Consider the following 13,244-nt stretch of genomic DNA (forward strand, 5'->3'; position numbering starts at 1 on the left):
GCGCCGCCACGCCCTGGTGGATGAGCCATGGTCTTCTCGGGAGATTTGGATATAGTCAGGACGTCGCACTCTCGGCCACCCAGGGAGACAGGCCATGGCCGCCATCATAGAAGTCGTCGATCTCATCAAGCACTTTCCCGGTGTCAGGGCGGTGGACGGACTCAGCTTTACCATTCCCGCCGGTAGCTGTTTCGGCCTGCTCGGCCCGAACGGGGCGGGCAAGACCACCACCATAGAGCTGCTCGAGGGGATCCTCACCCCGGACAGCGGCCAGATCCTGTTTCATGGCGCCCCCCGCGGCCCCGACTATCGCTCCCGCATCGGCATCCAGTTCCAGCACACCGCGTTGCAGGATTTTCTGACGGTACGCGACACCCTGCGCCTGTTCGCCAACCTCTATCCCAACCCCCTGCCACGGGAGCTGCTCATCGAGCTGTGCGCCCTTGGCGAGTTCATCGACAGGGACAGCCGCAAGCTCTCCGGCGGCCAGCGTCAGCGCCTGCTGCTGGCCCTAGCCCTGCTCGGCGACCCCGAACTGTTGTTTCTGGACGAGCCCACTACAGGGCTGGATCCCCAGGCTCGTCACCACTTCTGGCAGCGGATCGAGGCGATCAAGGCCCAGGGCAAGACGGTGGTGCTCACCACCCACTACATGGATGAGGCGCAGCAACTGTGCGATCGCATCGCCATCGTGGATCACGGTCATCTGCTCAGCCTGGACACGCCGGCGGCCCTGCTGGCGCGGCACTTCGACGGCGTGCTGGTGCGCCTCTCGGATCACCCGGCCCTCGCCAGCCTGGGTTATCCGCTGCTGCCCCACGGGGATCAGGTGGAGCTGAGCTGCCCTGACGTGGCGACCTTGCTGCCACGGCTGCTGAGTCTGGGGGTACCGCTGACCGGCATGCAGGTGCGCTCCCCCAACCTGGAGGATCTCTTCCTGCACCTGACCGGCCACAGCCTCCGGAGCGGCGCATGAAAAATCCCATCAAGCGCAGTGTCGTCGCGCTCTGTTACCCGCAAGCCTTGCCATCTCGACGGGATTCGAGCCCGAGGAGGGGAACATGAAGGGAGCCATCAAGCGCAATGTCGTCGCGCTCTGTTACCCGCGAGCCTTGCCATGGCCACTGGGTTTGTCATCTCGACCTGGGAGCGGAACATGAAGGGAGCACTCAAGCGCATAGGTGCCCTCTTTTACGCCCGCACCCTGGAATTCGTGCGCGACAGGGCGGCCCTGGTCTGGAACCTGCTTTTTCCGCTCTTGCTGGTGATCGGCTTCTCCCTCATCTTCTCCGGCCCTCCCAAGCCGCTGGTGCAGATAGGGGTGGTGGGGGAGCTGACGACGGCCTATCAGCCCCTGACCCATATCCCGCTGCTCAAGCTCATCCCCTATGACGACGAGGCGAGAGGCGTCCTCAAGGTGCGCCACCATCAGCTGGACTTGCTGCTGTCACCGGCGCGCGGCCACTACTGGGTCAACCCGGACGCCCCCCAGGGAGCCATGGCCGAATACCTGCTGCGCCAGGCGGTGCAGGAGCCCTTGCAAAGAGAGGCCCTGAGCGGACGGGCCATCCGCTATGGCGACTGGTTGCTGCCCGGGGTGATCGGCATGAACCTGATGTTCTCCGGCCTGTTCGGGGTCGGGTTCGTCATAGTGCGCTATCGCAAGAACGGTGTGCTCAAGCGCTTGCGAGCCACCCCGCTGTCGGCGGCCGAGTTTCTCTGCGCCCAGTTGCTGTCGCGGGTGCTGATCACCCTGGTGGTGAGCCTGCTGGTCTTCCTGGTGGCTTACTGGCTGCTGGATGTGCCCCTGCTCGGCTCCGGCTGGCTGCTGCTCTTTATCGCCCTGGTCGGCGGGACCGCCATGGCCTCCCTCGGGCTGCTCATCGCCGCCCGCATTCAGAATGAGGAGCTGGCGAGTGGTTTGCTCAATCTCATCAGCTTGCCCATGATGTTCTTATCTGGCGTCTGGTTCTCGCTGGAAGGGTCTCCCCCCTGGTTGCAGGCCGTGGCAGCCCGCTTGCCGCTCAGTCAGATCATAGAGGCGGCCCGCGCCGTCATGCTGGAAGGGGCGGGCTGGCAGGCCGTGGCGGGGATGCTGGCCCAGGTCATGGTGTTTGCCCTGGTGTGCATCACGCTAGGGGCAGTGTTGTTCAAATGGAGCGCAAAATGAAGCCAATACTGTGGTTGCTGCTGGTGGCGACGCTGCCGGTGGATGCCGGCACCCTGCGCTGCAAGAGCGCCCTGCTCACCGAGGGGGACACCACGGCCGAGCTGCTGATCCGCTGCGGTCAGCCGATGCTCAAGGAGGATCTGACCCGCTACGAGGAAAACGGCTTCGGGGCGCGGATGACGGTCAAGTATGCCGAGCGCTGGACCTACAACTTTGGCAGGAGCGAATTCATGCAGTTCGTCACCGTCGAAAACGGCGTCATCACCGAGATTGAAGACGGTCCCCGCGGCGGTTGAACCACGTACCTATCTAGGGTCGGCGCCCCGATCTTGAGGCTCCTCATCCCGGCCTCGTTTCCCGCCAGAAGATAGGCTGCTTGAGCCTGTGCTCCCCCCGCCATAGCGCCATATCGACGTCGCCCAATATTTGCCCCAGCTTCCCCGCGTTGGGGCTTGCCGAGAGAAAAGTGAGCCTGATGAGTCAGTTGGAGTCCGATTTCGCTGCCCCATCCCGGTGCGCCCCATTTTTTTGTGAAAATAATCCTCATAGTGGGAATGGCTTTTAACAGCAGGCTATTTGGTGAATAAGGGTCTACTTTTGATTCTGAGAGTGCATATCGTCCCGCGCGAACATTTTATGCTGTTGCACCACTGTTGTGCCGGGTTGCACCGATTGACAGGTTTTTGAAGCGCTGGATAAGCTGCAAAAAAGCAGGGAAACGATGGCATCTTGCTCGGTTTGGGTGCCAATTCGAATCAAACCACAGGGAAGAGTGACATGAAGCAGATACACAAGGCGGGTATGGTGATAGTGCTGTCGCTGGCGGCAGCCAATGTCTGGGCAGAGGGTACTCTGGATGCCGTGAAGAAGAAGGGGTTCGTGCAGTGCGGGGTCGGTGATGGCCTGCCCGGGTTCTCCAACCCGGACGCCAAAGGCACCTGGACCGGGCTGGACGTGGACGTGTGTCGCGCCGTCGCCGCGGCCGTGCTCGGGGATGCCGGCAAGGTCAAGTATGTCTCCCTCACCGCCAAGGAGCGTTTCACCGCCCTGCAATCCGGCGAAGTGGACTTGCTGTCGCGTAACACCACCTGGACCCTGACCCGGGACGGCTCGCTGGGCCTGACCTTCGCCGGGGTGAACTACTACGATGGCCAGGGCTTCCTGGTCAACAAGTCTCTGGGCGTCAAGAGCGCCAAGGAGCTGGACGGGGCCGCCGTCTGCATCCAGTCCGGCACCACCACCGAGCTCAACCTGGCGGATTACTTCCGCGCCAATGGCGCCATGAAATATACCCCAGTGGTGTTCGACACCTCGGATCAGACCGTCAAGGGCTTCGAAGCGGGGCGTTGCGACGTGCTGACCTCGGATCAATCCCAGCTCTACTCCCTCAAGATCAAGCTGACCAAGCCGGAGGATGCCGTGGTGCTGCCCGAGGTCATCTCCAAGGAGCCGCTGGGCCCAGCGGTGCGCCAGGGTGACGAGCAGTGGTTCAAGGTGGTGCGCTGGAGTCTTTACGCCATGCTCAACGCCGAAGAGGCCGGTGTGACCAGCGCCAACGTGGACGAGATGCTCAAATCCACCAACCCGGACATCCGTCGCCTGCTGGGGCTGGAAGAGCCCAAGGGCGCTGTGCTGGGGCTGGATGACAAATGGGCCTACAACATAGTCAAACAGGTCGGCAACTACGGCGAGTCCTTCGATCGCAACGTCGGCGCCGGCTCCCCCCTCAAGATCGACCGTGGCATCAACGCGCTCTGGAACAAGGGTGGCCTGATGTATGCCCCGCCCATCCGCTAAATAGACTGCAGTCGGGGGGCCTGGCCCCCCATTTCCCCTTTGCCCTGGCTTTGTCGGAGTCATCCTCATGGCGATACAAGCATCAAACCATAGGAAAGAACAGGGCCGCTGGTGGTATGACGCTAAGGTGCGGGCGCAGATCTTCCAGTGCCTGGCCATTGCGGCCGTTCTCGCGTTTCTGTTCTACATCATCAACAATGCCCTGACCAATCTGGCAACCCGTGGCATCACCACAGGTTTCGATTTTCTGGGCAACACCGCCGGGTTCGGCATCTTGCAGAGCCTGATCCCCTACGACGAGACCTATACCTTCGGTCGCACCTTCGTGGTCGGCCTGCTCAATACCCTGCTGGTCTCGGTGCTCGGCATCCTGTTTGCCACCCTGCTCGGCTTCGTGCTCGGGATAGCGCGTCTGTCCCGCAACTGGCTGGTGGCCAAGATAGCCACCGTCTACATAGAGACCTTCCGCAACATTCCGCTGCTGCTGCAGATCTTCTTCTGGTACTTCTCGGTGCTGCGCACCCTGCCGTCTCCCCGTGAGAGCGTGGAGCTGGGAGGGCTCGCCTTCTTGAACGTGCGGGGCTTCTATCTGCCCAAACCCTTGTTTGAAGAGGGATTTGGCTATGTGATCTGTGCCCTGCTGCTGGCAGTCGTCCTGAGCTGGGGGCTGAGCCGCTGGGCAAGGCGCCGTCAGGCGCTGACCGGCAGGATCTTCCCGTTCTGGCGCAGTGTGGCCGCTCTGGTGATCCTGCTCCCCGCCATCGCCTTCCTGCTGGCAGGCAGCCCGCTCTCCTGGAGTGTGCCCATACTGCAAGGCTTCAACTTCCGGGGCGGCTTGACGGTACTGCCCGAGCTCGCGGCGCTGCTGCTGGCGCTCACCATCTATACGGCGGCCTTCATCGCCGAGATAGTGCGATCCGGCATACTGGCCATCAGCAAGGGGCAGACCGAGGCCGCTTCCGCCCTCGGGCTCTCGCCCACCAAGACGCTGCGGCTGGTGGTCATTCCCCAGGCGATGCGGGTCATCATTCCCCCGTTGACCAGCCAGTACCTGAACCTCACCAAGAACTCCTCGCTGGCCACCGCCATCGGTTATCCGGATCTGGTCTCTGTGTTCATGGGCACCACCCTCAACCAGACCGGGCAGGCCATCGAGGTGATCGCCATGACCATGGGGGTCTATCTCATCATCAGTATCACCACCTCAGTCCTGATGAACATCTACAACCGCAGGATGACGCTGGTCGAGCGCTAGGGAGCTGTCATGTTTGTGAACGAGTTGCAGGAGGCGCTGCCGCCTCCCAATCATCGCCGGGGGCTGGTCGCCTGGATCAGGCAGAACCTCTTCCCCAACTGGTGGAACGGCCTGCTGACCCTGGTGCTGGCCTACCTGCTGCTGCCACTGCTCTGGTCTGCGCTGGACTGGGCTATCTTCTCCGCCAACTGGCAGGGGAGCAGCCGTGCCGACTGCGCCCAGGGCGGGGCCTGCTGGGTCTTTATCGAGAGCCGTCTGGGGCAATATCTCTACGGCTTTTACCCGGTCGACCAGTATTGGCGCATCAATCTGGCCTTCGCCGGTCTGGCCGTGCTGCTGGCACTGCTGATCTGGCCGCGCACCCCGCGCAAGGGCTGGCTGGCGCTCTTTACCCTGCTGGTGTTCCCTGTCATCGCCTTCGTGCTGATCCACGGCGGGGCGGGTCTCGAGGTGGTGGAAACCAACCGCTGGGGCGGCCTGATGCTGACCCTGGTGCTGGCGGTGGTGGGCATAGTGGTTGCCCTGCCATTCGGGATCCTGCTGGCGCTGGGGCGCCGCTCCCACATGCCGGTCATCTCCAGCCTCTCCACCGTCTACATCGAGTTCTGGCGGGCGGTGCCGCTCATCACTGTGCTCTTCATGGCCTCCGTCATGCTGCCGCTGTTCATGACCAGCGAGGTGGAACTCGACAAGCTGCTGAGGGCGCTCATCGGCATCATTCTGTTCCAGGCGGCCTACGTGGCCGAGGTGGTCAGAGGGGGGCTGCAGGCGATCCCCAAGGGGCAGTACGAGGCGGGTGAAGCCTTGGGGCTCTCCTACTGGAAGGTGATGGGACTGGTCATCATGCCCCAGGCCCTCAAGATCACCATTCCCTCCCTGGTGAACACCTTTATCTCCCTGTTCAAGGACACCAGCCTGGTGTTGATCATAGGGCTGTTCGATCTGCTGGCCATCTCCAAGGTGGCGCTGGCGGATCCGGCCTGGCTCGGCTTCTCCACCGAGGCCTATGTGTTTATCGCCATGATCTTCTGGATGTTCTGTTTTGGCATGTCCCGCTACTCCATCTATCTGGAGCGCAAACTCAACACCGGTCACAAGCATTAGGAGTAGTTTCGAGATGAAAACGGACGCTGTGGTAGAACTCAAGGACGTCAACAAGTGGTACGGTGAGTTTCATGTGCTGCGCAACATCAATCTGCAGGTAGGCAGGGGGGAGAAGATCGTCATCTGCGGGCCATCGGGCTCGGGCAAGTCCACCATGATCCGCTGTATCAACCGGCTGGAGGAGCATCAGAGCGGTGACATCCTGGTCAAGGGCACGGCCTTGACCTCGGATCTCAAGAACATAGAGACGGTGCGCCGCGAGGTGGGCATGGTGTTCCAGCACTTCAACCTCTTCCCCCACCTGACGGTGCTGGAGAACTGCTGCCTGGCCCCCATCTGGGTCAAGCAGTTGCCACGCAAGGAGGCCGAGGAGATCGCCATGACCTTCCTGCGCCGGGTCAGGATTCCGGAGCAGGCCCTCAAGTACCCGGGCCAGCTCTCCGGCGGCCAGCAGCAACGGGTCGCCATCGCCCGCAGTCTCTGCATGAATCCCCAGGTGATGCTGTTTGACGAGCCGACCTCGGCGCTGGATCCCGAGATGGTGCGCGAGGTGCTGGATGTGATGGTTGAGCTGGCCCACGAGGGGATGACCATGCTCTGCGTCACCCACGAGATGGGCTTTGCCAAGCAGGTGGCGGACAGGGTGATCTTCATGGACCGCGGCCAGATCATCGAGGAGAACGTGCCGGACCAGTTCTTCGACCATCCCCAGTCGGAGCGGACCAAGCTGTTTCTCTCCCAGATCCTGCAGCACTGATGCGGGTCAGACGCGGCCCGTCCCATGGAAAATAGCCCGCACGCTCGGTGAGCGGCGGGCAAAGACATGCATGAAAGCAGACTACAAACGGAAAGGAGTATGTCAGCCCGGCAACAGGGTGGTGGTGCGCAGATCGCGCACGGCCAGATTGATCTGCCGGGCCAGGCTCAGCGCCTGACGGCAGTCCAGCGTCTTCACATCGATGACTCCCCCTTGAAACTCGAATCGTCCCAGTGCCTCGACCATGAAGCTGCCGTGATGGAAGCTTTTGATATAGCGGGCAATTCGACGAGGAGACAACTGCTTGAACACCTTCATGGCAAGACACCCTGTTGTTTGGACAGGGCACACTATGCCGCCTCACCGTGACACTGATGTGACACTTTATAAAGGTTTGTATGAATCCTTGTTATGGCGGGCTGGCGTCCTGTTCCCGGCGTTGAAAAAGTAGTGCCGCCCCTGGCCCCGGCCCCGATATACTGCGGCCATCGCAGGTTGGACAAAGGTGCCGCACGTGGAGTGGGTGGACGTAGTAGACGAGCATGACAGGGTGATCGGGGTGGCCGAGCGCGCCCGGGTGCGTCAGGAAAATTTGCGCCATCGCGCCAGTTACATCCTGGTGCTCGATGAGGCCGGTCGAATCCTGGTGCAGCGGCGCACCCCGAGCAAGGATTTCTGCCCCGGCATGCTGGATGCCTGCGCCGGTGGCGTGGTGACCACTGGGGAGGCGATGGAGCCTTCCGCCCGGCGCGAGCTGGCCGAGGAGCTGGGTATCTTTGATGTGCCCCTGCACGACTTCGGCACCTTCTACGCCGAGGGGGAGGCGAGCGGGGGAGGCTATCGGGTCTGGGGCGGTCTGTTCAGTTGCCAATATCAGGGGCCGCTGCAACTCCAGGCGGAGGAGGTGAGCGAGGTGCACTGGATGAGCCTGGCCGAGATAGCCGAGCGGGCCGCCGAGTTCACGCCGGATTCCCTCCTCGCCATCGCAACTTGGCAGGCACGGCGGCACGGGTGAGGGAGCGACGTGAGACGTCGAGTTCCCCCTGGGTTTCCTGCTCGCCATCGCCACCTGGCAGGCGCGGCGCTTGCAGTAAAGGCGAGGTGCGGGCCGCCGAATGCAGGTTGAACTCCCTGTTCGTTATGGCCACCTGGCAGGCACGGCGATCGCAATAAGGGCGAGGTGCGGGCGGCGACAGGAGAGCCGGTGTCGTCTCTTTCCGGGTTGGAGTAGACTGGGCCTCTTTCAGTCACTTAAGGACGAGACAACATGATCACGGTCGGACAATCCCTGCCAGCGGGGGAATTTACCTTTATCACCGCCGAGGGCAAGCAGGTACAGGATACCCAGGCCCTGTTTGCGGGCAAGAAGGTGGTGCTGTTCGCGGTGCCGGGGGCCTTCACTCCCACCTGCTCCAACGCCCATCTGCCGGGCTATGTGGTGCTGGCGGACGAGTTTAAGGCCAAGGGGGTCGATGCCCTCTATTGTCTCTCGGTCAACGATGCCTTCGTGATGAAGGCATGGCAGGCGGCCCAGAATGCCGACGCCATCACCATGCTGGCGGATGGCGATGGCAGCTGGACCCGGGCCCTGGGCCTTGCCAAGGAGACAGGCGCCTTCGGCGGCCTGCGTGCCCAGCGCTTTGCCCTGATCGCCAATGATGGCGTGGTCGAGCAGCTGTTCGTGGAGGCCCCCGGCAAGTTCGAGGTGTCGGATGCCGAGAGTCTGCTGGCCGCCTTGTGAATTGTTAATCATCGTTTGATTTCAGCTTGAAATAGCAAGGCGGCTCGCTACACTGAGCCACCTTTGGATGGAGCCAGGCTGACCCCTGGCTCTCGTGTTTGCAGCCGATGAGATGGAAGAATATGACCCTGGCTTTTGTTGCCCTGATTGCCGGACTGGCGTTGCTGGTCTGGAGTGCGGATAAATTTGTGGATGGCGCCGCCGCCACTGCCCGTTATGCCGGCATGCCGCCGCTCTTGATCGGCATGGTGATCATCGGTTTTGGTACCTCGGCTCCCGAGATGGTGGTCTCGGCCCTGGCATCCATGCAGGGTAACCCGGGCCTGGCCCTGGGCAATGCCTATGGCTCCAACATCACCAACATCGCCCTTATTCTCGGTCTGACAGCCCTCATCAGCCCCATCGCCGTCTCCTCCCAGGTGGTGCGCAAGGAGATCCCCATACTGCTCGGCATCACCCTGCTGACCGGTGCCTTGCTCATCGATGGTCACCTGGGGCGTGGCGACGCCCTCATTTTGGGTGGCGTCTTCATCGTACTGCTGGGCTGGTCCATCTGGACCGGGATCAAGGGCAAGGGAGACGCCCTGGACGAAGATGTGAACGTGGAGATCGACAGCGAGGCCATGCCGCTCAAGAAGGCCATCTTCTGGTTGATCGTGGGCCTGGTACTCCTGGTCGGCGCTTCACGCCTGCTGGTGTGGGGCGCGGTGACCATAGCCCAGGCATTCGGCATCAGCGACCTGGTCATCGGTCTGACCATAGTGGCGGTGGGCACCTCGCTGCCTGAGCTCGCCTCCTCCCTGATGGCCATCAAGAAGAAGGAGCACGATCTGGCCCTCGGCAACGTGCTCGGCTCCAACCTGTTCAACACCCTGGCGGTGGTCGGCATAGCAGCCGGCATAGCGCCCCTGGATGTGGATCCTGCGGTGCTCTCCCGCGACTGGAGCCTGATGATGGGGCTGACCCTGCTGCTGCTGGTGATGTGCCTGGGCCGCAAGGGACAGGGCCGCATCAACAGGGTGGAAGGGGGCATCTTGCTCTGCATCTTCGTCGCCTATACAGGTTGGCTGTTGACCAGCCAGTTCTGATGCAGGCACGACGATACACACAAGAAGGGGAGCAAGTGGCTCCCCTTCTCTATGCTGCTGGCGTGGTCAAAGCGTTCAGGCCACCGCCACCAGCTTCTGCTTCTGGGCGCTGTCCAAGATGAGGATGCTCGCCTTGGGGAAGAAGTTGAAGGTGGAGGCCGACGCCCAGGTGTAGGCACCCATCACCCGGCCTATGACCAGCTCGCCGATGGCCAGATCCGGCAGCATGATGCCGTCGCGAATCACGTCCACGCTGTCGCAGGTGGGGCCGGAGAGCACGGCATTGTGCAGCGGGCCTTGGGCGTAGGGGGTGCTCACCGGGTAGGTGACGTGGTCATAGAGCTGACCGTTGTAGCTGCCGTAGAGGCCGTCATCCAGGTAGTACCAGATCTTGTCGCCGCGGTGGGCCTTGCCCATCACGCTGGAGACCGAGGTCATGGCTGGCGCGCTGATGAAGCGGCCCGGCTCGGCGATCTTCTGCACAGTGGCGGGCAGCTTGGCCAGCGCTTCGCGGATCGGGGCGCAGAAGCCGTCGATGTCGAACTCGCCGCCGTCATAATCCACCGGGAAACCACCACCGATGTCCAGCACCCAGGGCTTGAGCCCCAGATCCCAGGCCTGCTCCATGATCTCGCGGCAGGCGTCGATGGCCTGCACGTGGCGACGGGCGTGGGGCACCTGGGAGCCGACGTGGAACGACAGCCCCATCACCTTGATCCCCTTGGCCTGGGCCAGTTGCAGCAGCGGCAGCGCCTGCTCCGGGGTGCAGCCGAACTTCTTGGAGAGATCGACCTTGGTCTCGGGATTCGGGAAGCTGACGCGCAGCAGCAGCTTGACCTCGTCCTTGTAGGGCAGGAACTTCTCCAGCTCCAGCGGGTTGTCATAGACGAACACTGTGCAGCCGAATTCCAGCGCATAACGGATGTCGCTGTCGCGCTTGATGGGATGGGTGTGAATGCAGCGTCCCGGGCGAACCCCTTGGCTGCGCACCAGATCCACTTCGCCATTGGTGGCCAGATCGAAACAGGCCCCCTCTTCCTTCAAGACAGAGACCACGGCCTCATGGGGCAGGGGCTTGAGTGCATAATGCAAGCGCACATCGGGCAGGGCCGCGGCCAGGGCCCGATACTGTTTGCGGACGGCTGCCTTGTCGAGCAGCAGCAGGGGGGAGCCAAATTGTTCAACCAGCTGACGGTAATCTTGTGCGACCAGGGTCTCGTTCATTCTCTTTTGATCATCCTTAGGGGGCGTGATATGCCCAAGCCATATGCGATTGAACCGGCGACGGCCGGCTCAGGCGAGTGGTCCGGAGGGACCGACCAGGCACAATGCATAACTCCCTTGCAAAGTGCTTAGTTATGCGCGGGATTATCGACTTATTGAGTTTGTGTGCAAGCATTTTGATTGGATATGTTGGCAAGTATTTCTGGTCGAGACGAAACATCATCTTGATATGGGGCAGTCTGCCCCAGCCGGTGCGCGCCATTGGCAGAGAAGTCCTCATAAGCTATTGATAGTTAACGAACATTTAACATGTGTTCCGCTCATGGTCGGGGCAGAAAAAAGCGGCGCTGAGGCTGGCCGAGTGGGAGACAGCTCACATTTTTTGGATTAACATGCCCGCTTCCTAATCCAAACTAGTTCGGATGAAGGTAGCAGGAGAGCGATGGGGGACCATCCACCGAAGAAGTGAATCTTTCAGGTACCGGGCAACCGGTGTGGACTGCTACTGGACGATACTCTGGAGAGACCCGTTAGATCGGGCGCCGAAGGAGCAAGGCACCATGACGACCCACAAGGGCTGGCTGGCGCCGGAAACTCTCAGGCAAAAGGACAGAGGGGATGGGATGGTTGTACCTGGGCTTGGCCCGCATCCGATCGCCTCTGGCCGATCGCGACACCTATGGGAAGATCATCCTTCTCCTCCTTAATCGTTGTTTTTTAAGGAGGATGCATGTCATCAATTCAATCGGCGCTCGCCGCCATCGATAGCTTTGTCTGGGGTCCGCCCCTGCTGATCCTGCTGGTCGGGACCGGTATCTATCTCACCCTGCGTCTGGGTCTGCTTCAGGTGGTGCGCTTGCCGCTCGCCCTCAAGCTGGTCTTTGGCCGCGATCAGGGCCAGGGCAAGCAGGGGGATGTCTCCAGCTTCGCCGCCCTCTGCACCGCTCTCTCCGCCACTATTGGTACCGGCAACATCGTCGGGGTTGCCACCGCCATCAAGCTCGGCGGCCCCGGAGCCCTGTTCTGGATGTGGATGGCGGCCCTGTTCGGCATGGCCACCAAGTACGCCGAGTGTCTGCTGGCGGTCAAGTATCGCGAGCAGGATGCCAACGGCCAGATGGCGGGCGGCCCCATGTACTATCTGGAGAAGGGGCTCGGCTCCAAGCCGCTCGCCAAGCTGTTTGCCCTGTTCGGCATAGGTGTGGCCTTCTTCGGCATCGGCACCTTCCCCCAGGTCAACGCCATCTCAGACGCCATGAGCCTCTCCTTCTCGGTGCCCCGTGAGGCGACCGCCGTGGTGCTGACCCTGATAGTGGCCCTGGTGACCCTGGGGGGTATCCAGTCCATCTCCAGCGTGTCGAGCAAGGTGGTGCCCTTCATGGCCATCTTCTACATACTCGCCTGCGCCGGTGTGCTGGTAAACAATGCCAGCGCGCTGCCCGATGCCGTCATGCTGGTGATCGAGAGCGCCTTTACCGGCCATGCGGCCACCGGCGGCTTCGTCGGGGCTGGCATCATGCTGGCGATCCAGTCCGGGGTGGCGCGCGGGGTCTTCTCCAACGAGTCCGGGCTGGGCTCGGCCCCCATAGCCGCGGCGGCGGCCAAGACGGACTCCTGCGTGGAGCAGGGGCTGGTCTCCATGACAGGCACCTTCATCGACACCATCATCATCTGCACTATGACAGGCCTGACCCTGGTGGTGACAGGGGTGTGGAGCGGGGACTTGAGCGGCGCCGCCATGACCAGCCAGGCCTTTGCCCAGGGGCTGGATGCTCACATAGGCCAGTATCTGGTGAGCATAGGGCTGCTGTTCTTCGCCTTTACCACCATCCTCGGCTGGAACTATTACGGTGAGCGCTGCACCGAGTATCTGTTCGGGGTCAAGGCGATCAAGCCCTATCGCCTCATCTATCTAGTGCTGGTGGCGAGCGGTGCCTTCCTCCATCTGGACATGATTTGGCTCCTGGCAGATATCGTCAACGGCTTGATGGCGGTGCCCAACCTCATCGGTCTCATCGGCCTGCGCCACGTGGTGATCGCCGAGACACGCGCCTACTTCAGCCGGGATCTGGATAGTGAAGCCGAGCCCGAGCCGCAGACGGCCTGAA

General features: G+C 62.0%; 13 protein-coding genes and 1 riboswitch. Of the genes, 11 read left to right on the top strand and 2 right to left on the bottom strand.

Translation table 11 applies throughout. The features are described 5' to 3' along the window. Nucleotides 1-94 precede the first annotated feature (94 nt). The 7 genes from G4923_RS08555 (at nt 95) to G4923_RS08585 (ending at nt 7,083) form a co-directional block, all read left to right on the top strand. Nucleotides 95-976 carry an ABC transporter ATP-binding protein gene (locus G4923_RS08555; protein WP_163136579.1) on the top strand — a complete coding sequence of 294 codons (882 nt, stop codon included), beginning with the start codon at nt 95-97 and terminating at the stop codon, nt 974-976. Between the two features lie 180 nt (nt 977-1,156). Further along, nucleotides 1,157-2,170 (top strand): ABC transporter permease, encoded by a 1,014-nt coding sequence (locus G4923_RS08560; protein ID WP_163136581.1) that lies wholly within the window; start codon nt 1,157-1,159, stop codon nt 2,168-2,170. Continuing rightward, entirely contained in the window at nt 2,167-2,466 is a 300-nt protein-coding gene (locus G4923_RS08565; protein WP_139438182.1) for a DUF2845 domain-containing protein, read from the top strand. The genes G4923_RS08560 and G4923_RS08565 overlap by 4 nt, the downstream gene beginning before the upstream one ends. Nucleotides 2,467-2,947: 481 nt before the next feature. After that, nucleotides 2,948-3,967 carry an amino acid ABC transporter substrate-binding protein gene (locus G4923_RS08570; RefSeq protein ID WP_106886125.1) on the top strand — a complete coding sequence of 340 codons (1,020 nt, stop codon included), beginning with the start codon at nt 2,948-2,950 and terminating at the stop codon, nt 3,965-3,967. A gap of 67 nt (nt 3,968-4,034) precedes the next feature. Further along, complete coding sequence (locus tag G4923_RS08575; RefSeq protein ID WP_205596959.1) at nt 4,035-5,222, top strand: amino acid ABC transporter permease; 1,188 nt, start codon at nt 4,035-4,037, stop codon at nt 5,220-5,222. Between the two features lie 9 nt (nt 5,223-5,231). After that, nucleotides 5,232-6,326, top strand: coding sequence for an amino acid ABC transporter permease (locus G4923_RS08580; protein WP_111909974.1), 1,095 nt, complete (start codon nt 5,232-5,234; stop codon nt 6,324-6,326). 13 nt (nt 6,327-6,339) lie between these two features. After that, nucleotides 6,340-7,083: an amino acid ABC transporter ATP-binding protein gene (locus G4923_RS08585; RefSeq protein WP_005328952.1), complete on the top strand. Its 744-nt coding sequence runs from the start codon at nt 6,340-6,342 to the stop codon at nt 7,081-7,083. A 102-nt stretch (nt 7,084-7,185) separates the two neighbouring features. Here the strand turns inward: G4923_RS08585 and G4923_RS08590 are convergent, their stop codons facing one another. Next, nucleotides 7,186-7,401 carry a DUF1107 family protein gene (locus tag G4923_RS08590; protein WP_163136583.1) on the bottom strand — a complete coding sequence of 72 codons (216 nt, stop codon included), beginning with the start codon at nt 7,399-7,401 and terminating at the stop codon, nt 7,186-7,188. 196 nt (nt 7,402-7,597) lie between these two features. Here G4923_RS08590 and yfcD point away from each other — a divergent pair, with 196 nt between their 5' ends. The 3 genes from yfcD (at nt 7,598) to G4923_RS08605 (ending at nt 9,912) form a co-directional block, all read left to right on the top strand. Next, entirely contained in the window at nt 7,598-8,098 is a 501-nt protein-coding gene (gene yfcD / locus G4923_RS08595; protein ID WP_163136585.1) for an NUDIX hydrolase YfcD, read from the top strand. A gap of 252 nt (nt 8,099-8,350) precedes the next feature. After that, nucleotides 8,351-8,824, top strand: coding sequence for a peroxiredoxin (locus tag G4923_RS08600; RefSeq protein WP_163136587.1), 474 nt, complete (start codon nt 8,351-8,353; stop codon nt 8,822-8,824). A gap of 122 nt (nt 8,825-8,946) precedes the next feature. Next, on the top strand, nt 8,947-9,912 hold the full coding sequence (locus G4923_RS08605; RefSeq protein ID WP_111909978.1) for a calcium/sodium antiporter: 966 nt from the start codon (nt 8,947-8,949) through the stop codon (nt 9,910-9,912). Nucleotides 9,913-9,987: 75 nt separating this feature from the next. On the opposite strand, the gene G4923_RS08610 is transcribed toward G4923_RS08605, so the two are convergent. After that, on the bottom strand, nt 9,988-11,136 hold the full coding sequence (locus tag G4923_RS08610) for a type III PLP-dependent enzyme (protein ID WP_025327832.1): 1,149 nt from the start codon (nt 11,134-11,136) through the stop codon (nt 9,988-9,990). Nucleotides 11,137-11,643: 507 nt separating this feature from the next. Then, nucleotides 11,644-11,759: riboswitch (glycine riboswitch) on the top strand. Between the two features lie 107 nt (nt 11,760-11,866). Between G4923_RS08610 and G4923_RS08615 the strand changes: the two genes are divergently transcribed. Then, entirely contained in the window at nt 11,867-13,243 is a 1,377-nt protein-coding gene (locus tag G4923_RS08615; RefSeq protein WP_163136589.1) for an alanine/glycine:cation symporter family protein, read from the top strand. Nucleotide 13,244: the final 1 nt, after the last annotated feature.

Source organism: Aeromonas rivipollensis (assembly GCF_010974825.1).
Classification (GTDB): domain Bacteria; phylum Pseudomonadota; class Gammaproteobacteria; order Enterobacterales; family Aeromonadaceae; genus Aeromonas; species Aeromonas rivipollensis.